Annotated in this window: 22 protein-coding genes and 1 tRNA gene; 16 read left to right on the forward strand and 7 right to left on the reverse strand. The window is 62.3% G+C overall.

Translation table 11 applies throughout. The annotated features are described in order from the left end of the window. Positions 1 to 14: 14 nt before the first annotated feature. Both JWP26_RS09615 and parE read right to left on the reverse strand, forming a co-directional pair. Positions 15 to 1,571 (reverse strand): DEAD/DEAH box helicase, encoded by a 1,557-nt coding sequence (locus tag JWP26_RS09615; RefSeq protein WP_299726355.1) that lies wholly within the window; start codon positions 1,569 to 1,571, stop codon positions 15 to 17. Positions 1,572 to 1,921: 350 nt separating this feature from the next. Further along, positions 1,922 to 3,931 carry a DNA topoisomerase IV subunit B gene (gene parE / locus JWP26_RS09620; protein WP_299726358.1) on the reverse strand — a complete coding sequence of 670 codons (2,010 nt, stop codon included), beginning with the start codon at positions 3,929 to 3,931 and terminating at the stop codon, positions 1,922 to 1,924. Between the two features lie 197 nt (positions 3,932 to 4,128). On the opposite strand from parE, the gene JWP26_RS09625 reads away from it, so the two are divergent. The 4 genes from JWP26_RS09625 (at position 4,129) to JWP26_RS09640 (ending at position 8,014) form a co-directional block, all read left to right on the forward strand. Further along, positions 4,129 to 4,566 (forward strand): hypothetical protein, encoded by a 438-nt coding sequence (locus JWP26_RS09625; protein WP_299726361.1) that lies wholly within the window; start codon positions 4,129 to 4,131, stop codon positions 4,564 to 4,566. 26 nt (positions 4,567 to 4,592) lie between these two features. After that, the gene (locus tag JWP26_RS09630; RefSeq protein WP_299726364.1) at positions 4,593 to 4,943 is read left to right on the forward strand and encodes a hypothetical protein; all 351 of its coding nucleotides are present in this window, start codon (positions 4,593 to 4,595) and stop codon (positions 4,941 to 4,943) included. Between the two features lie 706 nt (positions 4,944 to 5,649). After that, on the forward strand, positions 5,650 to 7,170 hold the full coding sequence (locus JWP26_RS09635; protein WP_299726427.1) for an ATP-binding cassette domain-containing protein: 1,521 nt from the start codon (positions 5,650 to 5,652) through the stop codon (positions 7,168 to 7,170). A 187-nt stretch (positions 7,171 to 7,357) separates the two neighbouring features. Beyond that, positions 7,358 to 8,014, forward strand: coding sequence for a PilZ domain-containing protein (locus JWP26_RS09640; protein WP_299726367.1), 657 nt, complete (start codon positions 7,358 to 7,360; stop codon positions 8,012 to 8,014). Positions 8,015 to 8,163: 149 nt separating this feature from the next. Here the strand turns inward: JWP26_RS09640 and glnA are convergent, their stop codons facing one another. Then, positions 8,164 to 9,573 (reverse strand): type I glutamate--ammonia ligase, encoded by a 1,410-nt coding sequence (gene glnA, locus JWP26_RS09645; protein WP_299726370.1) that lies wholly within the window; start codon positions 9,571 to 9,573, stop codon positions 8,164 to 8,166. 64 nt (positions 9,574 to 9,637) lie between these two features. Continuing rightward, on the reverse strand, positions 9,638 to 9,976 hold the full coding sequence (locus tag JWP26_RS09650) for a P-II family nitrogen regulator (protein ID WP_046136017.1): 339 nt from the start codon (positions 9,974 to 9,976) through the stop codon (positions 9,638 to 9,640). A 195-nt stretch (positions 9,977 to 10,171) separates the two neighbouring features. Here JWP26_RS09650 and JWP26_RS09655 point away from each other — a divergent pair, with 195 nt between their 5' ends. The 4 genes from JWP26_RS09655 to JWP26_RS09670 all read left to right on the forward strand — a co-directional run bounded on the left by JWP26_RS09655 (position 10,172) and on the right by JWP26_RS09670 (position 13,650). After that, entirely contained in the window at positions 10,172 to 10,510 is a 339-nt protein-coding gene (locus tag JWP26_RS09655) for a nuclear transport factor 2 family protein (protein WP_299726381.1), read from the forward strand. A gap of 67 nt (positions 10,511 to 10,577) precedes the next feature. Then, positions 10,578 to 10,662, forward strand: a tRNA-Leu gene (locus tag JWP26_RS09660). Between the two features lie 46 nt (positions 10,663 to 10,708). Further along, complete coding sequence (tig, locus tag JWP26_RS09665) at positions 10,709 to 12,088, forward strand: trigger factor (RefSeq protein WP_299726384.1); 1,380 nt, start codon at positions 10,709 to 10,711, stop codon at positions 12,086 to 12,088. Positions 12,089 to 12,174: 86 nt separating this feature from the next. Further along, complete coding sequence (locus JWP26_RS09670) at positions 12,175 to 13,650, forward strand: NAD(P)H-hydrate epimerase (protein WP_299726387.1); 1,476 nt, start codon at positions 12,175 to 12,177, stop codon at positions 13,648 to 13,650. A gap of 144 nt (positions 13,651 to 13,794) precedes the next feature. Here JWP26_RS09670 and JWP26_RS09675 read toward each other — a convergent pair whose 3' ends face one another. Then, positions 13,795 to 15,042 carry a cytochrome P450 gene (locus JWP26_RS09675; RefSeq protein WP_299726390.1) on the reverse strand — a complete coding sequence of 416 codons (1,248 nt, stop codon included), beginning with the start codon at positions 15,040 to 15,042 and terminating at the stop codon, positions 13,795 to 13,797. 162 nt (positions 15,043 to 15,204) lie between these two features. On the opposite strand from JWP26_RS09675, the gene JWP26_RS09680 reads away from it, so the two are divergent. The 6 genes from JWP26_RS09680 (at position 15,205) to JWP26_RS09705 (ending at position 18,955) form a co-directional block, all read left to right on the forward strand. Next, a complete protein-coding gene (locus JWP26_RS09680) occupies positions 15,205 to 15,402 on the forward strand; it encodes a DUF2934 domain-containing protein (protein ID WP_299726392.1) in 198 nt (65 codons plus the stop codon). 91 nt (positions 15,403 to 15,493) lie between these two features. After that, positions 15,494 to 15,727: a hypothetical protein gene (locus JWP26_RS09685; protein ID WP_299726394.1), complete on the forward strand. Its 234-nt coding sequence runs from the start codon at positions 15,494 to 15,496 to the stop codon at positions 15,725 to 15,727. 84 nt (positions 15,728 to 15,811) lie between these two features. Beyond that, a complete protein-coding gene (locus JWP26_RS09690; RefSeq protein WP_299726397.1) occupies positions 15,812 to 16,210 on the forward strand; it encodes a YciI family protein in 399 nt (132 codons plus the stop codon). A 314-nt stretch (positions 16,211 to 16,524) separates the two neighbouring features. After that, on the forward strand, positions 16,525 to 17,151 hold the full coding sequence (locus JWP26_RS09695; RefSeq protein WP_299726400.1) for an ATP-dependent Clp protease proteolytic subunit: 627 nt from the start codon (positions 16,525 to 16,527) through the stop codon (positions 17,149 to 17,151). Between the two features lie 170 nt (positions 17,152 to 17,321). After that, complete coding sequence (gene clpX / locus JWP26_RS09700; RefSeq protein WP_299726403.1) at positions 17,322 to 18,599, forward strand: ATP-dependent Clp protease ATP-binding subunit ClpX; 1,278 nt, start codon at positions 17,322 to 17,324, stop codon at positions 18,597 to 18,599. A gap of 68 nt (positions 18,600 to 18,667) precedes the next feature. Then, positions 18,668 to 18,955, forward strand: a complete 288-nt coding sequence (locus JWP26_RS09705; RefSeq protein WP_299726406.1) for a DUF1905 domain-containing protein — start codon at positions 18,668 to 18,670, stop codon at positions 18,953 to 18,955. Here JWP26_RS09705 and JWP26_RS09710 read toward each other — a convergent pair. Further along, positions 18,952 to 20,034: a citrate synthase/methylcitrate synthase gene (locus JWP26_RS09710; protein WP_299726408.1), complete on the reverse strand. Its 1,083-nt coding sequence runs from the start codon at positions 20,032 to 20,034 to the stop codon at positions 18,952 to 18,954. The two genes, JWP26_RS09705 and JWP26_RS09710, sit on opposite strands and share 4 nt — an antisense overlap. 87 nt (positions 20,035 to 20,121) lie before the next feature. On the opposite strand from JWP26_RS09710, the gene JWP26_RS09715 reads away from it, so the two are divergent. After that, positions 20,122 to 21,252 (forward strand): citrate synthase, encoded by a 1,131-nt coding sequence (locus JWP26_RS09715; RefSeq protein WP_299726410.1) that lies wholly within the window; start codon positions 20,122 to 20,124, stop codon positions 21,250 to 21,252. Here JWP26_RS09715 and rocF read toward each other — a convergent pair. Further along, positions 21,249 to 22,226, reverse strand: coding sequence for an arginase (gene rocF / locus JWP26_RS09720; RefSeq protein ID WP_299726412.1), 978 nt, complete (start codon positions 22,224 to 22,226; stop codon positions 21,249 to 21,251). The two genes, JWP26_RS09715 and rocF, sit on opposite strands and share 4 nt — an antisense overlap. A gap of 365 nt (positions 22,227 to 22,591) precedes the next feature. On the opposite strand from rocF, the gene JWP26_RS09725 reads away from it, so the two are divergent. Beyond that, on the forward strand, positions 22,592 to 24,012 hold a 1,421-nt coding region (locus JWP26_RS09725; RefSeq protein WP_299726414.1), incomplete at its 3' end, for an LON peptidase substrate-binding domain-containing protein.

A 24,012-nucleotide genomic window follows, 5' to 3' on the forward strand; every position in this document is an offset into this window, starting at 1 on the left:
CTAAAAGGGCTGGTTTAATCCGCTTTTACACCAGTGGGCCGGAGCAGAAACGCCGGAACAGGACCATCGTTGCCGAAAGGTGAGCTGGAATCCACACCCGAATCGTCCAACTGACCAGCGGCTGGCTGGGGCGGACGCGTGCGCGAGGGCCGTGCCGGCGGTTTGGTCGCCGCAAGCTGGCGCGCCGTCAGGGGCGAAGGCGCCGCAGCGGCAGGCGTCGCAGCAGGTGCAGAATCGCGCGGTGCTTCCTGCACGGGGCGGGTTCTTGGCGCACGAGCGGGCCGCTCACGCGGTGCTGCTGCTGGCGCGGCTTCGGCTGCTGCTTCCACGGCTGGGGCCGCTGCCTCGGGGCGCGTGCGGGCGCCGCCACGGCGGGAGCGCGGGACGCGCGGCTTGGCCTCGGTCGCGCCGTCTTCTGTCGTCTCGGACACTTTTGGAGCCTTACCGGTATCGAGCCAGGCAATGTCACGCTGGATCAGCTTGACGATGGCGTCGAGATGCTTGCCGTCGGCTGGGGCCACAAGCGTGTAGGCGACACCCGAGCGGCCGGCGCGGCCGGTGCGGCCGATACGGTGGACATAGTCCTCGGCATGCACGGGCACGTCGAAGTTGAACACATGGCTGACGGCGGGAATATCGAGCCCGCGTGCGGCCACGTCGCTGGCGACCAGCAGGGTCAGGCGGTTGTTCTTGAACGCATCGAGCGTTTCGGTGCGGCTCTTCTGGTCCATATCGCCATGCAGGCCCGCGGCGGAGAAGCCGTGGCGCTCCAGCGAGCGGGCAAGGGTGGCCACGTCGCGCTTGCGATTGCAGAAGATGATGGCATTGGTCAGGCCATCGGCGGCGCGGATCAGGTCGCGCAACGACGCGCGCTTCTCCTCCGGATTGGACGAAACCTTGACCAGTTTCTGGTCGATCGTATCGGCGGTCGAAGCAGCGCGGGAAACCTGCACATGCACGGGGTCTTTGAGGAACTTCTTGGTCAGCCGCTCGATCTGCGCATCCATGGTGGCCGAGAACAGCATGGTCTGGCGGCGGGGCGGCAAGCGATTGACGATCTTTTCGATGTCGTCGATGAAGCCCATGTCGAGCATGCGGTCGGCCTCGTCGATGACGAGGATTTCAACGCCATTCAGCATGATCTTGCCGCGATCGATCTGGTCGAGCAGCCGGCCCGGCGTGGCGATCAGCACGTCGACACCACGGTCGAGCTTCTTGTTCTGGTCTTCAAACGATACGCCGCCGATGATCAGCGCCATCGTAAGACGGTGGTTCTTGCCGTATTTCTCAAAATTCTCGCTGACCTGTGCGGCGAGTTCGCGCGTCGGCTCTAGAATGAGCGTGCGCGGCATGCGGGCACGAGCGCGGCCGTTCTCCAGCAGCGTCAGCATGGGCAAAACGAAGGATGCCGTCTTGCCGGTGCCGGTCTGGGCAATGCCGATGACGTCCTTCTTCTGCAGGACATGCGGGATCGCCTGAGCCTGGATTTCGGTGGGCGTCGTGTAACCAGCGGAAGTAACCGCTTCGGTTACTTTGGCGGACAGGCCAAGCGAGGAAAAATCGTCGGTCAAATTCAGTCGATCCACTAATGGCGTTACCCGGTGCCTGATCCGCTCGATACATTCGAAACGGGGCCGGGAGATAGGCGCACAGCAGCTGCGGAAGCAGCGGCGGCGTCAGGAAGGCGGACGAACAAGAAACGCGAGGCATCCGCTCTCTAACTTGGCCAACCGGACGGGTGTGCAGAACCTGCAAATCGACGGCAAGGCCCTGAGGCATCTTCAGCCAAGGCGGACACTGTCCAAAGGTCTGGACAACAGTTATGCCGTCAAGCCGGAAAATGCTCCAGCGGCGCGGACCATAGCGCAAAGGCCTTGTCTGTCAACGGTCTTCAAGGATTTGAAGCAATTGCGGTTAAGGCCTAAACGTCCAGATCGTGCACAAAGGCGGCGTTCTCCTGGATGAAGTCGAAGCGTGCTTCGGGCTTGGTGCCCATCAGGCGATCCACACTATAGGCGGTGCCCTCGGCGTCGCTGGTGATCTTGACCTGCAGCAGCGTGCGCGTCTTGGGCGACATTGTGGTTTCCCGCAGATGCGCAAACGGCATTTCGCCCAGGCCCTTGAAGCGGGTGATGTCGACCTTGCTCTTGCCGGTGAACTCGGTTTCCATCAGCTCGTCCTTGTGCGCGTCGTCGCGCGCGTAGAGGGTCTTGGGGCCCTGGCTGATGCGGTAGAGCGGCGGCAGGGCCAGGAACAGATGCCCGCCATCGATCAGCTTGGGCATTTCCTGGAAGAAGAACGTCATCAGCAGCGCGGCGATATGGGCGCCGTCGACATCGGCGTCGGTCATGATGATGATCTTGTCGTAGCGCAGATCGTCCTCGCGATAACGATCGCGTGTACCGCAGCCGAGCGCCTGGATCAGGTCGGAAATGAGCTGGCTGGCGGCCATCTTCTCGCGGCTGGCGCCGGCGACGTTGAGGATTTTGCCGCGCAAGGGCAGCACAGCCTGGCTGGCGCGGCTGCGGGCCTGCTTGGCGCTGCCACCGGCCGAGTCACCTTCGACGATGAACAGTTCTGCGCCTTGGGCTGCGCCCTGAGTGCAATCGGCCAGCTTGCCGGGCAGCCGCAGCTTGCGGGTGGCGCTGGCGCGATCGATTTCCTTGTCCTTCTTGCGGCGCAGGCGCTCCTCGGCGCGCTCGATCGCCCAATCCATCAGCTTGCCGGCCTGGTTGGGGGAGGCGGCGAGCCAGTGGTCGAACGCGTCACGCAGGGCCGTATCGACGATGCGGGTGGCCTCGCCGGACGCAAGCTTGTCCTTGGTCTGGCCGACAAATTCGGGTTCGCGCACGAAGACGGAGAGCATGGCGCTGCAATGGGCGAACACGTCTTCGGCCGTCAGGATCGCGGCGGCCTTGTTCTTGGTCAGCTCGGCATAGCTCTTGAGACCGCGCAGGATCGCGGTGCGCAGGCCGGTTTCGTGGGTGCCGCCATCGGGAGTTGGGACGGTGTTGCAATAGGAGGACACGCCGCCATCGCCCAGGGTCCAGGCGATGGCCCATTCGGTGGCGCCATGGGTGCCGGGCTTGCCGCTTTGACCGGAGAAAATGTCGTCGACGATGCGGGTCTCGCCCTCGATGCGGGCGGTCATGAAATCGCGCAGGCCATCGGGATAGTGGAAGGTGGCGCGGGCAGGGCACTCGTCTGTGGCAAGGGCCTCGTCGCAGGACCAGCGCAGCTCGACGCCGCCGAACAGGTAGGCCTTGGCGCGGGTCATCTTGAACAGGCGCAGGGCCGAGAATTTCGCGGTATCGCCGAAGATTTGCGGATCGGGATGGAAGCGTGTCGTGGTGCCGCGGCGGTTGTTCACGCGGCCCATCGGCTGGATGTCGCCGACCGGTTTGCCGCGCGAGAAGGCCAGCCGGTAAAGCTGCTGCTCGCGGGCGACTTCGACGATCATGTCATCGGAGAGGGCGTTGACGACCGAAATGCCGACGCCGTGTAGGCCGCCAGAGGTCTCATAGGCCTTGGAATCGAACTTGCCGCCGGCATGGAGCACGGTGTGGACGATTTCGAGCGTCGAGCGACCGGGGTATTTCGGGTGGTTCTCGACGGGGATGCCGCGGCCGTTGTCGACGACGGTGATGTAGCCGTCTTCGCCGAGGTGGACTTCGATGCGGCTGGCATGGCCGGCAATGGCCTCGTCCATGGAATTGTCGATGACTTCGGCAAACAGGTGATGCAGCGCGTTAACGTCGGTGCCGCCGATATACATGCCGGGGCGGCGACGAACGGGCTCGAGGCCTTCGAGGACTTCGATATCGGCAGCCGAATAGCTGCCCGTGGTCGGCCCGGTGCGGGGCACTTCGGGCTTGGCCTTAGGGGCAGGGGGAGGGACTGCGGAACCGAAAAGGTCGTTGGCTTGCGACATTGATCATCCATGCTGGCGGGCGAATCAGCCCGATTGTCTTCTACCATATTCGCGCGAAACGGCGCCCCCGCCACGCCATCGCCGTCAACCTGAACAGTGGATGAACGGATAATTTCGCTGTGGTTCAACCGGCGCGTGCGATCTTAGCCGGCTGATGCGCACATCGTGCGTGCTGGGGGCCACGGGAGTTAGTCGAAATGACCATGATGCCAGCCAAGTTCAAGTCCGTCATCCGCGCCGCGATCGTCGTCCTCGCCTTGGGCGGCAGCGCTATCGGGACAATACCCGCGCAGGCGCAGCAGGGCCTGGCGTTCAGTTTCAACCTCAACGTTCCCGGCGGGCAAAGGGCCACGACCTTCGGTGGCGGCAACGGCTTTGGCCCACGTCGTCACGATAGCATCGGCCAGCGCTGCATGACCAATCGCGAAATCCGGCGCGGCATCGAGGCCAATGGCTACGAGCGGGTCGAAATCCGGAGCGATCTGTCGCGGGATCGTGTTGAAGTGGCTGGACAGAACGGCAACTGGCTCTATTCGATGCGCGTTGATAAATGCAGTGGTGAAGTTGACCGGGTCCAGCGCATCCGCCGGGTGCAAGGCGGCGGTTTTGGCCTGCAGTTCAATTTCGGCAACTGAGCCACCACGGTGCGAGGATACGGACAATGACGAACGACAGGATTCACACCACGGTGCGAGCGATCGTGATCACGACGCTGCTGGGGCTGGGTGCGGTGGCGGCGCCGGCCATGGCGCAATCGCCGGGTTTTGGCTTCGGACCCGGTTTCGATGACCGGCCGGGCGATCGGTTCGATCCGCCGCTGCCGATGTGCATGACCGATAACCAGATCCGGCAGACCATTGCCGAATATGGCTACAGTCATATCTCGCTCAATGTGCCCAACGAAAAGCGGATTCAGGTGCGCGCGACGCTGGATGGCACCGTTTATCTGATAAAATTCAACTATTGCACTGGCCGTATCGAGGATCGGGACGCGTTGCGCCGCGCCCAGTAATCCAGTTTGCAGACAGGTTGGTCCCAAGATGGGGCGCGATCTTTACCAAGCGTTTGCTTCTTGAAAGCACTTTATTAAGCGCATCTCGGTATAAAAAACGCATACGGCCTGTGTTTGAGTAGCCGTATCCGAGCACCCGACGGAGCAGGTTGATGTATCACGCAACTCCGTCACGCTCATTGTGGACCGACAATTGGCTGCAAGCCGGATTTAGTAGTATTGCGTACCGGCTTGCCCATTTGTCATTTCACCGTCTGTTTGCAGTGATGCTGGCGTCCATGGTTTTCTACTTCTGCTGAAAGACCGTCTGTAAATTCTACTCCGGCGGCCATCTGCTGTGATTTTCTGCGCTTCCGGTGCTCACGTACACAACGTACGCGGCGCTCCGGTTCTCGAAAACCACCGCATCTGACTCGCCAGAGCGAATTTCCAAACGGTCTTTACGTTGATCTTGCTGGCCATGCCGGTTATGGATTGGCCCATTCCAAATACCAGCACCAAGGGAGGGCCGCATGAGAGTTTGTTTCGCGCATCGTCAGCACGGCCCCGTTCTCGCCCTGTGGCTCAAGCTGCAGGGCTGACCGGAACTGGTTCGGACTTCATCCTAGTCTCATCCTTCTGGTTTGCCCGTCGTGGCGTTGCATAAGCAACGCTTGGGATCATGGCGCTCGATCACGGATCGCGCCGCACCAGAAAGACTTCGATCATGGGCTCCATCAGCCTTCGCAATGCCGGCCTCCTGGCCACCGATACCCTGTTTTCCAACCTGAATATCGTCGTCGGCGATGGCGACCGCGTCGGCCTAGTGGCCGGCAATGGCAATGGCAAGACGACCTTGCTGCGCGCCATGGCGGGGCTGGGGGAGCTGACCTCCGGCGACATCGTGCGCTCGCGCGGCCTGCAGGTTGGCTATGTCGAGCAGGACATGCCCGCTGACACCTTCGAGCTGACGCTATATCAGGCGATCCTTGCGGCGCTGCCACCGGCGGACCGGGACAGCGATAGCTGGCGCGTCGATGTGGTGCTCGATGAGTTCGAGACGCCGGACGCCATGCGGCACCGGCTGATCCGCGAACTGAGCGGCGGCTGGCAGCGGATCGGGCTGATTGCCCGCACCTGGGTATTGCAGCCCGATGCGCTGCTGCTCGACGAGCCCACCAATCATCTGGACCTCGGCAAGCTGATCCAGTTGGAAAACTGGATCAATCAGGCCGCCAAGAACATCCCGGTGGTGATTGCCAGCCACGACCGCCAGTTCCTCGATGCGACGACCAACCGGACGCTGTTCCTGCGGCCCGGCGAGTCGCACTATTTCGCCTTGCCCTACAGCAAGGCGCGGGTGGCGCTGGACGAGGTCGATGTGGCCGCCGAGGCCAAGCGCGAAAAGGACTTCAAGGAAGTCGGACGCTTGCGCAAGCAGGCGGCCAAGCTGACCAATATCGGGATCAATTCTGGCAGCGACCTGCTGGTGGTCAAATCCAAGCAGTTGCGCGACCGGGCGGAGAAGCTGGAGAGCAGCGTGCTATCGCTGCACAAGGAGCGTTCGGGCGAAATCAGGCTGAGCAATAGCGGCACCCATGCGCGGGTGCTGGTAGCCATCGAAAACTGCGACGTGACGACGCCGACCGGGGTAAAACTGTTCCGCATCGACAAGCTGCATATTTTCCAGGGCGACCGGCTGGTCATCCTGGGGCGCAATGGCACGGGCAAGTCGCAGTTCATGGGCCTGATTCACCGCGCCATGCTGGGGCAGGCGGAGGAGGGCATCCGCATCAGCCCGTCGGTGGTGCCGGGCTATGTCGATCAGGGCATGTCGCAATTGCCGGTGAAGGGCTCGCCCATCGAGTTCATCACCTCCCGCTTCGACCAGGGCGACCAGCGCAGCCTCAGTCTGCTGGCTGCAGCGGGCTTTCCGCCGGAGAAGCAGGATCGGCCCATCAGCCAGCTCTCCTTCGGCCAGCGGGCACGGCTGGGGTTGCTGGCGCTACGCCTGAGCCAGCCGAACTTCTATCTGCTGGACGAGCCGACCAACCATGTCGACATCGCCGGGCAGGAGAAGCTGGAGGAGGAAATCCTCGCCCATGAGGCGACCTGCATCCTGGTGTCGCATGATCGCAGCTTCGTGCGGGCGCTGGGGAGCAGGTTTTTCGTGATCGATGGGCGACGGTTGAAAGAGGTCAACGGGCCGGAGCCGTTCTTCGCGCAGATGGCGGCGGAAGCCAGCTAGAAGCGGCTGGACGACAATCATTGGACGAATTAGTCCTGTACAGTTTGTACAGGATGGAAATTCCAATGTTACTTCGTACAGGCCGATAATAAGACCTCTCAGTAAGCTTAATAGACCCGAACAAACTCATTAAGGATTTCTCCGTATGCTTGGGTAATGACCATACCTGGCGAGGGGAGCCTGTGTTTTGGAAGCATATCAGCCATTCCTGATGTCCAAACTGGCCAGGCGCCAGGACGTTCGCTTTATCGGCGCGGTACCGGGGCGCTATACCCTGTCGGATCGCAAGATCAGCGATCCGTCCGATGTCGAGGTCTATGCGTGCCGGCTGTGCTCCATTTCCCCGCAAGCGGCCGTGGTTGAGGCGCCGGTGCGGGCTGAGCCGGGAGAGACCGTCGCGGCTTATTTCGAAGATTTCGGGATCATAAGAGCGAAGGCGACGCGGCAATTGCCGACTGGCTTCGCCATGGAGCTGCTGCTGGATGATAACGAACGCGCCAAGCTGGCCGCACAGATCAAATGGCGCAAGCGCCAGGCGGTCAGCCGCGAGCCCGACAAGCGGGAATATCCGCGCATCCAGCCGCAGGAGCCCTGCACCCTGCTGACCCTGCCGGATGGCGGCCATGTGCCGTGCTTCGTCATCGACATTTCCCAATCCGGCGCCGCTGTGTCGGCCGCCGTGCTTCCCGCCCGAGGCACGCCGGTGGCGGTAGGCGGTCTGATCGGGCGCGTGATCCGCCGGCTCGACGTTGGCTTTGCGGTGCAGTTCACCGAAATTCACGAGTTGAAACACCTAGAGCGCTCGCTGGCGCCCCCGGCAAAGGCGCTGAAAGAGGCAGTATAAGACCGGCGGTGGTGCTGATGGCGGATTACGGACGCATCAGTCGTCTCTCTCCCCCTCGGGTGGTTGGGGCGATATCGAGGCCTGACTGATCGCTCAGGACAGAAAAAAAGGGCCCCGAAGGGCCCTTTTCTAATTCATCCAACCGACCCTTAGGCCGAGTAATACATTTCGTATTCGACTGGGTGCGGGGTGTGCTCGAACTTGATCACTTCCGTCATCTTCAGCTCGATATAGCTGTCGATCTGGTCGTTCTCGAAAACGCCACCGGCGGTCAGGAACTCGCGGTCCTTGTCCAGGCTCTCAAGGGCTTCGCGCAGCGAACCGCAAACGGTCGGGATCTGACGGAGTTCTTCCTTGGGAAGGTCGTAGAGGTCCTTGTCCATCGGATCGCCGGGGTGGATCTTGTTCTTGATGCCATCGAGGCCGGCCATCAGCATGGCGGCAAAGCCGAGATAGGGGTTTGCCAGCGGATCGGGGAACCGGACTTCGACACGCTTGGCCTTCGGCGACTGGCCGAACGGAATACGGCAGGACGCCGAACGGTTGCGGGCCGAATAGGCCAGCAGCACAGGAGCTTCGAAGCCGGGAACCTGGCGCTTGTAGGAGTTGGTGGTCGGGTTGGTGAAGGCGTTGATGGCCTTGGCGTGCTTGATGATGCCGCCGATGTAGTAGAGGGCATCCATGCTGAGGCCGGCATACTGGTCACCCGCAAAGGTGTTCTTGCCGTCTTTCCAGATCGACTGGTGCACGTGCATGCCCGAACCGTTGTCGCCATAGACGGGCTTGGGCATGAAGGTTGCGGTCTTGCCATAGGCATTGGCAACCTGCTGGATCACGTACTTGTAGATCTGCACGCTATCGGCAGCTTTGATCATCGGGCAGTACTTGATGCCCAGTTCATGCTGTGCCGAGGCCACTTCGTGGTGGTGCTTTTCGATCGGCACGCCCATGGCGCCCATGGCTGCCAGCATTTCGCCGCGCATGTCCTGCGCAGTGTCCAGCGGCGGCACGGGGAAGTAGCCCTTCTTGAGGGCGATATGGTGGCCGTTATTGCCGGCTTCGTAGTCGGTGTCGTTGTTGATCGGCAGTTCCGAGCTGTCGACCGAGAAACCGACCTTGTAGGTGGTGTTGGAATAGCGGACGTCGTCGAAAATGAAGAATTCCGGCTCAGGTCCGAAATAGACGGCATCGCCCAGACCCAATTCCTTGAGGTAGGCTTCGGCCTTCTTGGCCGTGGTGCGCGGGTCGCGCGAATAGGGCTGATAGGTCAGCGGCTCGAGAATGTCGCAGTTGATGGCGAGGGTCGAAGCGCCGAAGAAGGGGTCCATATAGGCCGAATCCGGATCGGGCATCAGCACCATGTCGGACTCGTTGATGGCCTTCCAGCCAGCGATCGAGGAACCGTCGAACATGGTGCCTTCCTCGAACAGGTCTTCATCGACCATGGTCTGATCGAAGGTGACGTGCTGCAGCTTGCCGCGCATGTCGGTGAAACGCAGATCCACATAAAGGATGTTCTCGTCCTTGATGCGCTTGAGGATATCGGCTCCGGTGGTCATTGATTACCCCTGTAGGTTCGGATTCTTGTTGGTATTGCGGCGCGGCGTGTTCGAGGGGAGGACCCTAGAGCGCGTCGTCACCGAATTCGCCGGTACGGATGCGGATGGCTTGCTCGATCGAATAGACGAAGATCTTGCCATCGCCAATGCGACCGGTTTGCGCTGCATTGCGGATCGCCTCGATGGCCTTTTCCGCCAGATCATCGGGGCACACGACCTCGACTTTGACCTTGGGCAGGAAGTCGACCACATATTCGGCGCCGCGATAGAGTTCGGTATGGCCCTTTTGACGACCAAAGCCCTTGGCTTCGGTGACGGTGATGCCCTGTAGACCCACTTCCTGCAGTGCCTCTTTGACTTCGTCGAGCTTGAATGGCTTTACGATAGCCTCGATTTTTTTCAATTGAGCCTCCACTTCGCGGGTAAACGCGGTTACCGCCAATCGTATGCACGGGCTGTGCCAGCAGTGAAATAGGCGAAAAAACCCTGCGACTGGAAAGAGTTAACAGGGTATGAGGATCACAAGCAGGGGGCTGGACCCGATGCCGGTGATCATATTATGTGCAGTTTGCCCAATTAGTAAGCAGGAGAGCGCGTCATGACGCCATTGGAAATCGTCGAAGAGCAGTTCGCTGCCTATAATGCGCGCGATCTGGAGCGTTTCATGGCGTGTTTCGCCGATACGGTCCGCGCCATCCGCCTGCCGGACATGGTCACGACGCTGGATGGAAAAGCGGCCTATGCGGCATTCTATGCCAAGGAGCGCTTTGCCCATGAGGGCCTGCGGGCGGAACTGGTGAACCGCATCGCCTATGGAAACAAGGTCATCGACCATGAACTGATCCACGGGCTGGGACCAGACCCTATCGAGACCGCGATCATGTTCGTGATCGAAGACGGGCTAATCGCCACCGCATTCGCTATTCCCGGCAAATAGCAACGCAGCCTTTGACTGGCCCATAAACTTAGGCTAGACCCACGCGCAACCCGGCCAGCGGGCATTTGCGGGTGTGGCGGAACTGGTAGACGCACTGGATTTAGGTTCCAGCGCCGCAAGGCGTGGAGGTTCGAGTCCTCTCACCCGCACCAAAAACACCGCCGGCCTCAGGACACGAACAATACGGGATTGAACCGAATGCAGGTTACCGAAACCCTCAACGAGGGCCTGAAGCGTAAATTGAGCGTCACCATTCCCGCCAAGGATCTGGTGACCCGGCTCGATGCCAAGCTCGTCGAGCTCAAGGGCCAGGCGTCCATCAAGGGCTTCCGCCCGGGCAAAGTGCCGACCGCGCACCTCAAGAAGGTCTATGGCCGCTCCGCCATGAGCGAAGTGATGCAGGACGCGATCAACGCGACTGTCTCCGAGACGCTGGACAGCCGCTCCGAGCGCGCTGCCGCTCAGCCCAAGGTCGACCTTCCTGAAGACCAGGCCAAGATCAACGACGTGCTGGACGGCAAGGCCGACCTGGCATTTGACGTCGAGTACGAAGTGCTGCCGCCGGTCAAGCTGATGGAACTCAAGGGCGTCAAGCTGACCCGCCCAGTGGTTGACGTCACCGAAGAAGAAATCGACGCCGAAGTGAACCGCGTGTTCGCCCAGAACCGCGGCTATGAAGACAAGGGCGACGAAGGCGTCGTCGAAACCGGCGACCGTCTCGGCCTCAGCTTCGTCGGCAAGGTCGATGGCAAGCCATTCGATGGCGGCACCTCCGATCACGCGCACCTGACCGTTGGGTCGGGCGAATTCATCCCCGGCTTCGAAGAGCAACTGGTTGGCATGAAAAAGGGCGAAAGCCGCGAAGTGAAGGTGACCTTCCCCAAGGATTACCAGAGCGAAGAACTGGCCGGCAAGAAGGCCGTGTTCGACGTCACCGTGCTGCATGTCGACGGCCCCAATGCCGGCGAGTTGAACGACGAATTCGCCAAGAAGCTGGGCGTCGATGACGTCGCGGCACTGCGCGAAGCCGTCAAGGGCCAGATGCAGCAGGCACTGGCCTCGATGAGCCGCCAGCACGTCAAGCGCCAGATTCTCGATGCGCTCGACGAAGGCCACAAGTTCGACGTTCCCGGCCAATTGGTTGAAGCCGAGTTCGAGCAGATCTGGAACCGCGTCAAGCACGAAGTCGAGGCTCATGGCCGCTCCTTCGAGGACGAAGGAACCACCGAGGAAGCTGCCCGCGAACAGTACCGCACCATTGCCGAGCGCCGCGTGCGCCTGGGCCTGGTGGTCGCTGAAATCGGCAACGTCAACAATGTCGACGTGACCGAGGAAGAGCACCAGCAGGCGCTGATCGCCGAAGTGCGCCGCTTCCAGGGCCAGGAACAGCAGGTTTACGACTATTACCGCAAGAACCCCCAGGCCTTGGCCGGCCTGCGCGCGCCCGTGTTCGAGAACAAGGTCGTCGACTTTGTCTCCGAGCTGGCCGAGCAGACCGACAAGACCATGACCCGCGCCGAACTGGCCAAGCTCATCCAGGCAGACGAAGATGATGTTCCGGAAGAGCACCATCATTAAGCTTCTGGCCGATTGATTTTTGAAAGCCGCCCAGAAATGGGCGGCTTTTTTGTTTGAATAGACGAATATGTCCGGAGTTCGCCGTCATGACCGACGCTGCCACTGATATCCTGCTGACACCCACGCAGATGGCCGAAGCCGACCGGCTGACGGTGCAGGCCGGCACCCGCTCGATCAAGCTCATGGAGGCCGCGGGCAAGGCGGTGGCCGACGCCGTCGTTGAGCGCTATTACCAGCGTTCGGTGCTGGTGCTGTGCGGCGCCGGCAACAATGGCGGCGACGGGTTCGTGGTGGCGCGCCTGCTCAAGGACAGGGGCTGGCCCGTGCAGCTGCGCCTGTTCGGCGCGCGCGAGGCGCTCAAAGGCGACGCGGCGGCCATGGCGGTGCAGTGGACGGGCAGGGCGGAGCAGCCAAGCGCGGCCGACCTCAAGGACACCGATCTGGTCATCGACGCCCTGCTCGGGGCGGGGCTGGACCGGGACATTGAGGGCGAACTGGCCGAACTGATTGCGGCCATCAACGCCAGCGGTAAGCCGGTGGTCAGCATTGACGTGCCGAGCGGGGTCGATGGGGCCTCGGGCGCCGTACGCGGGGCCGCCATCAAGGCCGATACCACGGTGACCTTCTTCCGCCAGAAGCCGGGGCATCTGCTGCAGCCGGGCCGCGACCTGTGCGGTGAGATGGTGCTGGCGGCCATCGGCATAACGGATTCAGTGCTTGAGCCGATTGGCGCAACAACCTGGCGCAATTCACCAAATTTGTGGCGCGTTCCGGCGGTGAGCAACCAGGGCAACAAGTTTGACCGAGGCCATTGCGTGGTCGTATCGGGACCCCCGTTGCAGACCGGTGCGGCCCGATTGGCCGCGCTGGGCGCATTCCGGGGCGGCGCCGGGCTGGTATCGCTGACCGGCAAGAGCGACGCGCTGATGGTGCAGGCAGCGCATGTGACGGCGGTCATGCTGAAGCCGGCAGAGGACACGGCGGCGCTGGCGGAACTGCTGGGCGATAAGCGGATCAATGCCGTGGTGCTCGGGCCGGGGGCGGGAATCGGTGAGGAGACGTGGGCAAACGTGCTGGCGGTGCTGGCATCCGGCGCGGCGGCGGTGCTTGATGCGGATGCGATCACCAGCTTCAAGGATGACGCCGAAAGCCTGTTCGGGGCAATCAAGGGAAACGCAGAGCGGCCGGTGGTGCTGACGCCGCACGAGGGGGAATTCAAGCGGCTGTTCGGCGACGTGCCGGGCAGCAAGCTGGAGCAGGCGCGCAGCGCGGCAGCCTATTCCGGCGCCATCATTATTCTCAAGGGCAGCGACACGGTGATCGCCGCGCCGGACGGGCGTGCGGCGATCAACGGCAACGCGCCGGCCTATCTGGGGACAGCGGGCTCTGGTGACGTGCTGGCGGGTATTGCGGCGGGTCTGCTCGCGCAAGGGATGTCCGGCTGGGAGGCTGCCTGCGCGGCGGTATGGATACACGCCGAAGCGGCCAACAAGTTCGGTGGGCCGGGGATGATGAGCGAGGATTTGCCGGAACTGGTGCCGGATGTACTGGCAGAGCTTTAGGGCTGATCTTCACCTCTCCCTTCGCGGGAGAGGTCGGCGCGTAGCGACGGGTGAGGGGGCCTTCCGCAGGCACCTCACCCGCTAAAGGCCCCCTCACCCGACCCAAGAGGGTCGACCTCTCCCCCGAAGGGAGAGGTGAAGGAGCTACCAGCTCACCATCAGCCGCTCCAAGCCGTGGAAATGGTACACATTGTTGTACCGTGGCTCCTCGGCTAGTCGCAGGTTCGGCAGGCGGCGGAAGAGTTCGCCGAACGCCACTTGCAGCTCGATGCGGGCCAGGGGCGCGCCGATGCAGAAGTGGATGCCGGCGCCGAAGCTGACATTGGCGCCATCGGTGCGGAACGGATCGAAGCTATTGGCATTGGCGAAGCGGCTAGGGTCGCGGTTGGCGGCGCCGAGCATCAGCCCGATCACGTCGCCCTTTTTGAACTGCAAGCCCTCGTATTCGATGTCGCCGAGCGCATAGCGCGTGAACATATGCAGCGGCGCGTCGAAGCGCAGGCACTCCTCGACGGTTGCGGCAGTCTGCGCCTCGGTGGCGAAGATGCTCGCAGGATCGAGCCCGGATTGCAGGATCGATTTAACGCCGTTGCCGGTGGTGTGGACCGTCGCCTCATGGCCGGCATTGAGCAGCAGGATGGCGGTAGACATCACCTCGTCGTCCGATAGCACCGAGCCCTGGTGCTCGGCCGTGATCATGTGGGTGAGCAGATCCTCGCGCGGAGCCTTGCGGCGCTCAGCGATGACGCCGCGCAGATATTCCATGAAATCGTAGGAGGCGCGGTTGGCGTCGTGCTCGGTCTCCTCGCTGACGCCGAACATATACATGGCCACCATGCGGTTGGACCAGTTGAGCAATTGCGGCGCCATCTCGGCCGGCAGGCCCAACATTTCGGCGATGACGATGGCCGGAATCGGCGCGGCGAATGATTTGATGAGATCGACGCTGTCCTGCCCCTCGAAGCCATCGATCATCTCGTTGGCGAGGCGGACGATGCGCGGGCGCAACTGCTCGACATGACGGGACACGAAAGCGCGGTTGACCAGGGTCCGCAGGCGGGTGTGAGCCGGCGGCTCCAGCGTCAGTAGCGAGTATTTTTCGGTGAGGTCAAAATGAGCGGTGTGGGCCTTGGGCTCGGGCAGGCCGAGTTCCTCGCGGGTGGCGACATGCAGGATTTGCCGGCCAAAACGCTTGTCGCGGAGCAGGGCGCTAACGTCCTTGAAGCCGGCAAAGCACCAATGGCCGTATTCCTCCCAATAGAAGGCCGCACTGCTGCCGTGCAACGCATCATAGAACGCATAGGGATTCTGGAAGAATGCCGGGTCGCGCGGATCGGCGTGGGCATGGCGTGTGGCGGTATCGATGGCGTAGGGGCGCGGCGTATCCAGCATCATGGGCTCGTGTTTGACCGTTTGGTCAAAGCTAGCGCGTGCCGGCAGCGCTTGAAAGGGCTGTCAGCAGGCGGACATCAAGGTCTGCTATCCCACCAACGGCAACCGGAGCGCGGGATGCAGCGTTTAGGCGGGCAAGCACGGATCTGCCAGGAGGCGCAAATGACTCAACCTCACGACGACAAAATTCGCGAACGCGCCTACGCCCTGTGGGAAAGAGCGGGCTCGCCCAGCACCCATAGCCAAGACTTCTGGCGCAAGGCGGAACGGGAACTTGCTGAGGAACGCGGGCTCGACGTTTCCAAAGAGGCGTCCCGTGTCAGCCAGCCGGTGCCGCCGGCGGGAACCTTGGCCCGCTGACGCGTCCGACACCGTGTGGGGGATTGACCGACAGGCCGTGCGGCCCTATCGGCAGGCAACATTGTGACGCCACTGCACGGAGTTTGACATCGTGAGCGACCTGACCCTGGCTGCGGCCGTCGAGAATATCTACGCATCCCTCGCCGCTAGTAACGAAGAGCTGGACACTCATATCGTAGCGCTCAAGGCAGCGCTGGCGCGCGAAGGCGTCAAGGAAGCCGTATTCGATCCCGCCAAGCTGGCGCAGAACAATCGCCAGGGCCGCAAGCTCATGCAGTCCTATTTCAAGAAGCGCGGCGTGGCCGTGAACTTTTCGGCGGCTTAGGCAGCCAGTGTCGAAAAAACGAGAAAAATAGTCGAGGTCCAGCAGCGCGGCTCGTCGCTGCCATGTGAACCATAGGAGACTCACATGAAATTCCTCTGTCTCGTCTATTTCGCTCCCGGCGCCTTTGACGACATGACGCCACAAGAACAGCAGCAACTCGATGACGCGACGATCGCGGATGATCAAAGGCTGCGAGAATCAGGGCACCTGCTGATCGCCTCGCCGCTGGCTGATGCCGCCACCGGCGTGACCATCGACCGCCGCCAGCGCATGACCCTTTCGACGGTGGACGGGCCATTTGCAGAATCCAAGGAAGTGGTCGGCGGCTTCCTGCTGCTTGAAGCCAGGGACATGGATGAAGTTCTTTCCCTGTTGGAAAACGATCCGATCGCGCCCTATGGACGCCTCGAGATCCGGCCGCTGATGGATACCCACCGCCACAGCGAAACCGGGCAGGGGCGCCCGGAGTTCAAGGCGCTATAGCCAGTGTCCGGGGACGCGGCAGCGCTGCGTCCCCTGACTGGCCACTAGCGATTGCGGAACGCGAGGGCGACGAACCCGGCATTCACCTTCACGGCACATCGCCACAGGCTTCTATTGAACCTTGCCCCATTGCCGCCTATCTGTGCCTTTACCGCGCGTTAATGCGGCATCGTCTGTGATCGGCCAGTCGCGCTGATTCGTTTTTCAAGGCATGGTCCCGGGTATTGGATGTCCGGTTTCCGGTATGGACCCTGTGCAACTGAGATGGCTGGCCCGGGCTCATTCGAGACGGCACAGCAAAGGGGCATCAAGATATGAAAGATCCAATCGATCTTTACATGAATACGCTCGTTCCCATGGTGGTCGAGCAATCCAATCGTGGCGAACGCGCCTTCGATATCTATTCGCGCCTGCTGCGTGAGCGAATCATTTTCGTGACCGGCGTCGTCGAAGACAACATGGCGAGCCTGATCGTGGCGCAGCTGCTGTTCCTCGAATCGGAAAATCCGAAGAAGGAAATCGCGCTCTATATCAATTCGCCTGGTGGCGTCGTGACGGCTGGCCTGTCGATCTACGATACCATGCAGTTCATCCGCCCGGCCGTCGCCACCATGGTGATGGGGCAGGCGGCCTCGATGGGTTCGCTCCTGCTGACCGCCGGCGAGCATGGCATGCGCACTTCGCTGCCGAACTCGCGCGTCATGGTTCATCAGCCTTCTGGCGGTTATCAGGGTCAAGTCACTGATATTATGATCCATGCCAAGGAAGTCGAAGGCCTCAAGCGCCGGCTGAACCAGATTTACGAGAAGCACACCGGTCGTACGTATGAGGAAATCGAGACCGCTCTCGAGCGCGATCGCTTCCTGTCGGCCGAAGAAGCCAAGACCTTTGGCCTCATCGATACCGTGCTCGACAAGCGCGCAGTGCCCGATGCGGTTTGAGCCGCTCGCGTTAACGGCGTTTCATATGCGCCGTGAACTGTGACATTGACGGAATTGCACCGAGCCGGATCGACCGCTAAGGTCGGTTCGGCTTAGACTTTCTTTAGGCCTCGAGCGTTACCGTATCCAATAACGCTTATTTTGGGAGTAACCCTCCCGGGAGTGACAGGATGTCCAAAGAGACAACGAACGGCGAATCCTCCAAGAACACGCTTTATTGCTCGTTCTGCGGGAAATCCCAGCATGAGGTTCGCAAGCTGATCGCCGGCCCGACCGTGTTCATCTGCGATGAATGCGTCGAGCTGTGCATGGACATCATCCGCGAAGAGAACAAGACCTCCATGGTCAAGTCCTCCGATGGCGTGCCGACACCCGCAGACATCTGCAAGGTGCTCGACGACTACGTTATCGGCCAGTACCGCGCCAAGCGCGTACTCTCCGTGGCCGTGCATAACCACTACAAGCGCCTGCACCATTCAGCCAAGAATCAGGATATTGAACTTTCCAAGTCGAACATCCTGCTGATCGGCCCAACCGGTTCGGGCAAGACCCTGCTCGCGCAGACCCTGGCCCGTATCCTCGACGTGCCTTTCACCATGGCTGATGCCACCACGCTGACCGAAGCCGGCTATGTCGGCGAGGACGTCGAAAACATCATCCTGAAGCTGTTGCAGTCTGCGGACTACAACGTGGAAAAGGCGCAGCGCGGCATCGTCTATATCGACGAAGTCGACAAGATCTCCCGCAAGTCCGACAACCCGTCAATCACCCGCGACGTTTCGGGCGAAGGCGTTCAGCAGGCCCTGCTCAAGATCATGGAAGGCACCGTCGCTTCCGTTCCGCCGCAGGGCGGCCGCAAGCATCCGCAGCAGGAATTCCTGCAGGTGGACACGACCAATATCCTGTTCATCTGCGGCGGCGCCTTTGCGGGTCTGGAAAAGATCATCTCGGCCCGCGGCGAAGGCTCGGGCATCGGCTTCTCGGCCGTGGTCAAGGACCCCAACGACCGTCGCGTCGGACAGGTGCTGGCTGACGTTGCCCCCGAGGATCTAGTCCGTTTCGGCCTGATCCCGGAATTCATCGGCCGCTTGCCTGTTCTGGCAACGTTGGAAGACCTCGACGAAGCCGCGCTGATGGAAATCCTGACGGCGCCCAAGAACGCCCTGGTGCGTCAGTACCAGCGCCTGTTCAACATGGAAGAGGTCGAACTGACCTTCCACGAGGACGCCCTGAAAGCCATCGCCAAGCGCGCCATCGAACGCAAGACCGGTGCACGTGGCCTGCGCTCGATCATGGAATCGATTCTGCTCGATACGATGTACGACCTGCCGTCGCTGGAAGGCGTCGAAGAGGTTGTCATCTCCGAGGAAGTGGTCAACGGCAAGGATGTGCGCCCGCTGTACATCTATTCCGAGCGCAAGAAGGACGAAGCGCCCGCAACGGCGTGAGCGTCTGGACTGAGTTGAATTGAAAGCGCCGGGCCCTTGGGTCCGGCGCTTTTGTTTTGGCGCAGATCGTGGCCGAGTTCACGTTTGACGCGCAGGTCATCTACTGGCGAGGGCCAGCGCCGTATTATTTCGCCGCCATCCCGGCGGAGATCGGGGCCAAAATCGCGGCGCGTGTACGCTCGGTGTCCTATGGCTGGGGCGTCATCCCAGTCGAGGCGCAGATCAACGGTGTGACGTTCCGCACCTCGCTGTTCCCCAAGGACGGCAGCTACCTTTTGCCGTTGAAGTCCAAGGTTCGCGCGCAACTGGGGACGGTCGATCTCGAGATGCTGCACATTGCCATAACGCTGGGTTAGGCGGCCTGCTGCGGCCGTGGGCCGACATAGCGCGACTGCGGGCGGATCAGCCTACCACCTAGCACCTGCTCACGGGCATGAGCGATCCAGCCGCCGGTGCGACCCATCGCGAAGACGCAGGTGAAGGTTTCGCGGGGGAAGCCGAGCGACTCCAGCAGGAGCGCTGTGTAAAACTCGACATTGGTGTCGAGGCGACGGTCGGGCTTTTTGCGTTTGAGGGCGGCAAGGGCTGCGGCTTCAACGGCTTCGGCAAGGGCGAGGCGGTTGGGATCGATCGCGCCGGAGGTGGCTAGAAGCTCTACGGCGCCCTTGAGCGCATCGGCGCGGGGGTCGCGGACGCGGTAGACGCGGTGGCCAAAGCCCATGAGGCGCTCGCCGCGCGCGAGAGCGGCGTCGATCCAAGGGGCGGCATTGGCAGGCGTGTCGGCAGCGTCGAGCATGTCGAGGACCGGGCCGGGCGCGCCGCCATGCAGTGGGCCTTTGAGGGCACTGAGACCGGCCAGGACCGCAGAGGCGAGGCCGGCCTGCGTCGAGGCGACGACGCGGGCGGCGAAGGTCGACGCGTTGAGGCCGTGATCGGCGACGGTGACGAGATAGCGGTCGAGAGCGGCGGTCTGCTGTGGCGTCGGTGTCTTGCCGAGCATCATTGCGAGGATGTCGGCGGCATGGCTGGCGGAGGGCTTGGGCGCGATGGGTACGAGGCCAGCGCGCAGGCGGACGATGCCGGGGGTAAACACGGCGGGTGCCGCCACCAGTTGCAGGGCAATCGCCAGATCGTCCCCATCGGGCAGGCGGGCCATCAGTGCGCGGATGGCTTCGATGGGCGAGAGCGCGAGCAGGTCGGCGTCAACGCTGGCGAGGTGCTTGAACACGGCAAGGCGGGCTGCACCCAGCGCCTCCGGCAGAGACGGTATGGCGGGGAAGAAGCCGTCCAGCAGCAGCTCCAGCACGTCCTCGTAGCGGCTGTGGGCCACGAGATCATCGAGGGACACGCCGCGGATGATCAGGCGGCCGGCAGTGCCATCGACATCCGACAGCACCGTCTCGGCGGCGACGACGTCTTCCAATCCACTGTTCATTTTTGAGGCTCCTTGGCTTGTGTTGCGCTCAAGATCGGCACTGCTATGATTGACGTCAATCTTGACCAATAGGATCAATGTATCGTTGTGGACTGGTTGACCGCTCACGAGGCCCTAGCAGTGCTCGGCACGCAGCCGCAGACACTCTATGCCAATGTCAGCCGCGGGCGGATCAAGGCCAAGCGCGACCCCGACGACAGCCGCAAGAGCCTCTATCGCGGCGACGATGTCCGGCGTCTGGCGCAGCGCGCTGCCGGCCGCCGCAAGCAAGATGCGGTGGCGGCGCAGGCGATGCAGTGGGGCGAACCGGTGCTGCGGACGAGCATCTCGACCGTGGCACATGGGCGGTTGCTGTATCGCGGCCGGGATGCGTGCGAGCTGGCCGACACCGCCAGCCTTGAGGATATCGCGGCTCTGCTTTGGCAGGCGCAAGGCGAGCTTCCTTCGGTTGCGCCGTTTGCTGGCTCGCGAGGATTGACCGCCGCGTTCGTCATGCTGGCCAGAGGGGCGGCCGAGACGATACCTGTGGTTCGCCCGCCTGCTGGGCTGGCGCAGGAGGCCGGCCTAATTCTGGCAACCTTGGCGCAGGCGCTGACCGGGGAGGCGCAGGCTGAGGACATGCTGCATCTGCGGCTGGCGCGGCTATGGAGGCGCCCGGCGGCGGCCGATGTCATCCGCCGCGCGCTGGTGCTGCTGGCGGACCACGAACTCAATGCTTCGACCTTTGCCGCGAGGGTCGCGGTTTCGACGGGCGCGTCGCTGTGGGCGGGGGCATTGGCGGGGCTCGCGACGCTCAACGGACCACGGCATGGCCTGGCGTCGCGCGGGGTTGCAGCACTGGCTGACGATATCGGCTATGCGCCCGGTTCGGCTGAGGCGGCATTGCGGGATTGGCTGGGCGAGGGGCGCTATGTGCTGGGCATGGGGCACCAGCTTTACCCCGATGGAGACGTGCGCGCCGAGGCGCTGCTGGCGCGATTCGAATTACCTGTCGCGTTTGCGAGGCTGCGCGAGGCGGGCGAGGCGATTACGGGAGAGCGCCCCAATGTGGATTTCGCACTGGCGGCCATGGCGGCGGCGTTCGAGTTGCCGGAGGATGCGCCGCTGACGCTGTTTGCCATGGCACGGTGCGTCGGGTGGCTGGCGCATGGGCTTGAGCAGGTGCAGAGCGGACAGGAGATTCGTCCGCGGGCCCAGTACGTGGGAGTGGCGGGTTAGCCTTCCTCATCCTCAGTCACGAAAGCCATTGGGCCTTCGCCGGGCGGGCTCATGACGGAGCGGCCGAAGAGGCTGGCGACGAGATCGACGAGGAGCAGGGCGCTTTTGCCCGCCTCGTCGAGGAAGGGGTTGAGTTCTACGATGTCGAGCGAACCGACAAGGCCGCAATCGTGCAGCATTTCCATCGCGAGGTGGGCCTCGCGATAGGTCAGGCCACCCGCCACGGTGGTGCCGACGCCGGGGGCGATGGAGGGGTCCATGGCGTCGACGTCGAGGCTGACGTGGAGGTGGCCGTTGGCCTTGCGGACACGCTCGATGATTGTCCGCATGGTGGCGACGGCGCCGAGTTCGTCGATCTTGCGCATATCCACGACGTGGACGCCGCGCTGCTCGAGCAGGCGGCGCTCTTCGCGATCAATGGAGCGGGCGCCGAAGATGGCGACGTTCTTCGGATCGACAGTGCCGCGCCAGTCGCCGGCGAAGGGGCCGTCGAATTCGGGCTCGTTGCAGAGCAGGGCCAGGGACATGCCGTGCAGGTTGCCGGTGGGCGAGGTCACCGGCGTGTTGTAATCGCCATGAGCGTCGATCCAGAGCACGAAGATGGGCTTGCGGATAGCGGCGCAGTGGCGCGCAACGCCCGAGACTGTGCCCATGGCGATGGAGTGGTCGCCGCCAAGGAAGATCGGGAACTGACCGTCGGCCAGCAGTTCAACGGCGCGGTCGCTGGCGCGGGCGGAGAGATCGAGCACATTGGCCTGCCGCTCCTCGGGCAGGCGCCAACTCGCGGGCTCGGCATCGGGCGACGGATGGGGGCGGCGCAGGTCGCCGTGGTCGGTAACGGCATGGCCGAGGTCGAGCAGGGCTTCGGCGAGGCCCGCCACGCGCAGGGCCTCCGGACCCATCCCGGCGCCGCGGATGGAGGCGCCGGCGGCGGTGGCGACACCGAGAAGCGCAATTCTATGGGCGGATGCCATGGTGTGAACCCTGCGTGTATGGACTAAGCCGAAAAGCTGACAGCGCGAACGCGGTGAAACGTGGTTGCATGCCGCTGGAAACGCATGAGAAAGCTGTTGCCGGGACCTACACTGCGCCTATCGGTCATGGTTACGTCCTTGTTCCTGTGGCATAGGAAACGCGGTTGATGACATTTGCAATGCGCTCAGGGCATTGGTGCTGCGCGAAGCGGAGTTAACCGTCATATTTCTGCAAAGGTTGACTTGCCGGACGCGTGGGCCAACCTATTTATTAATCAGAATCAGCCCAGCCTAAAAATTAGGGCTGTCTGTAACGGGCGCGCTTTACGATCCTTCCTCCCTGCGTGCCCCGGAAAGGATTAGAGATGTCGGAATTCAATCCCAGCGGCGGCGACGCCAGCCGCGATCGGGTTTACCCAGTGCTCCCGCTGCGCGACATCGTCGTGTTTCCAGGCATGATCGTGCCGCTCTTCGTCGGTCGTGAAAAATCGGTGAAGGCGCTTGAGGAAGTCATGCGCGACGACAAGCATATTCTCGTTGTGACGCAGAAGAATGCGCAGGATGACGACCCGGCGCCGGACCAGATCTACGCGACCGGCACTATCGCCACCGTGCTGCAACTGCTCAAGCTGCCCGACGGCACCGTCAAGGTGCTGGTGGAAGGGCTGGGCCGCGCCACCATCGATCGCTATCTGCAGACCGTCGATTATTTCGAGGCCGAAGCCACCGTGCTCGAAGAGCCGGTTGACGACGCCACCGAAGTCGAGGCGCTGTCGCGCTCGGCCACCACGGAATTTGAGAGCTATGTGAAGCTCAACAAGAAGATTTCCGCCGAGGTCGTGGCTGCCGTCGGGCAGATCGAAAACCATTCCAAACTGGCCGATACCATTGCCAGCCACCTCGTCATCAAGATCAACGAGAAGGAAGACCTGCTCTCGACCGTTTCGGTCGCCGAGCGCTTCCAGAAGATTCTCGGCCTGATGGAAGGCGAGATCGGCGTGTTGCAGGTGGAAAAGCGCATCCGCAGCCGCGTCAAGCGGCAGATGGAAAAGACCCAGCGCGAGTACTATCTCAACGAGCAGATGAAGGCGATCCAGCGCGAACTGGGCGACGGCGAGGAAGGCTCCAACGAGATCACGGAGCTGGAAGACCGTATCGCCAAGACCAAGCTGAGCAAGGAAGCTCGCGCAAAGGCAGATGCCGAGATCAAGAAGCTCAAGACCATGAGCCCGATGTCGGCAGAAGCCACGGTTGTCCGCAACTATCTCGATGTGCTGCTCGGGCTCCCATGGGGCAAGAAGAGCAAGGTCAAGCGCGACCTGGTCCTGGCCGAAAAGGTTCTGGACGAGGATCACTATGGCCTCGAGAAGGTCAAGGAACGCATCCTGGAATATCTGGCCGTGCAGGGCCGCGTCGGTAAGCTCAAGGGCCCGATCCTGTGCCTCGTCGGCCCCCCGGGTGTCGGCAAGACTTCGCTGGCCAAGTCGATCGCCAAGGCCACCGGACGTGAATATGTCCGCATGTCGCTGGGCGGCATGCGCGACGAAGCGGAAATCCGCGGCCATCGCAGGACTTACATCGGCTCCATGCCGGGCAAGATCATCCAGTCCATGAAAAAGGCCAAGAGCAGCAATCCGCTGTTCCTGCTGGACGAGATCGACAAGCTGGGCGCGGATTATCGGGGCGACCCGTCTTCGGCGCTGCTGGAAGTGCTGGACCCGGAACAGAACGCCACCTTCAACGACCATTATCTGGAAGTCGATTTCGACCTCTCCGACGTGATGTT

The organism is Devosia sp. (assembly GCF_028290435.1).
Classification (GTDB): domain Bacteria; phylum Pseudomonadota; class Alphaproteobacteria; order Rhizobiales; family Devosiaceae; genus Devosia.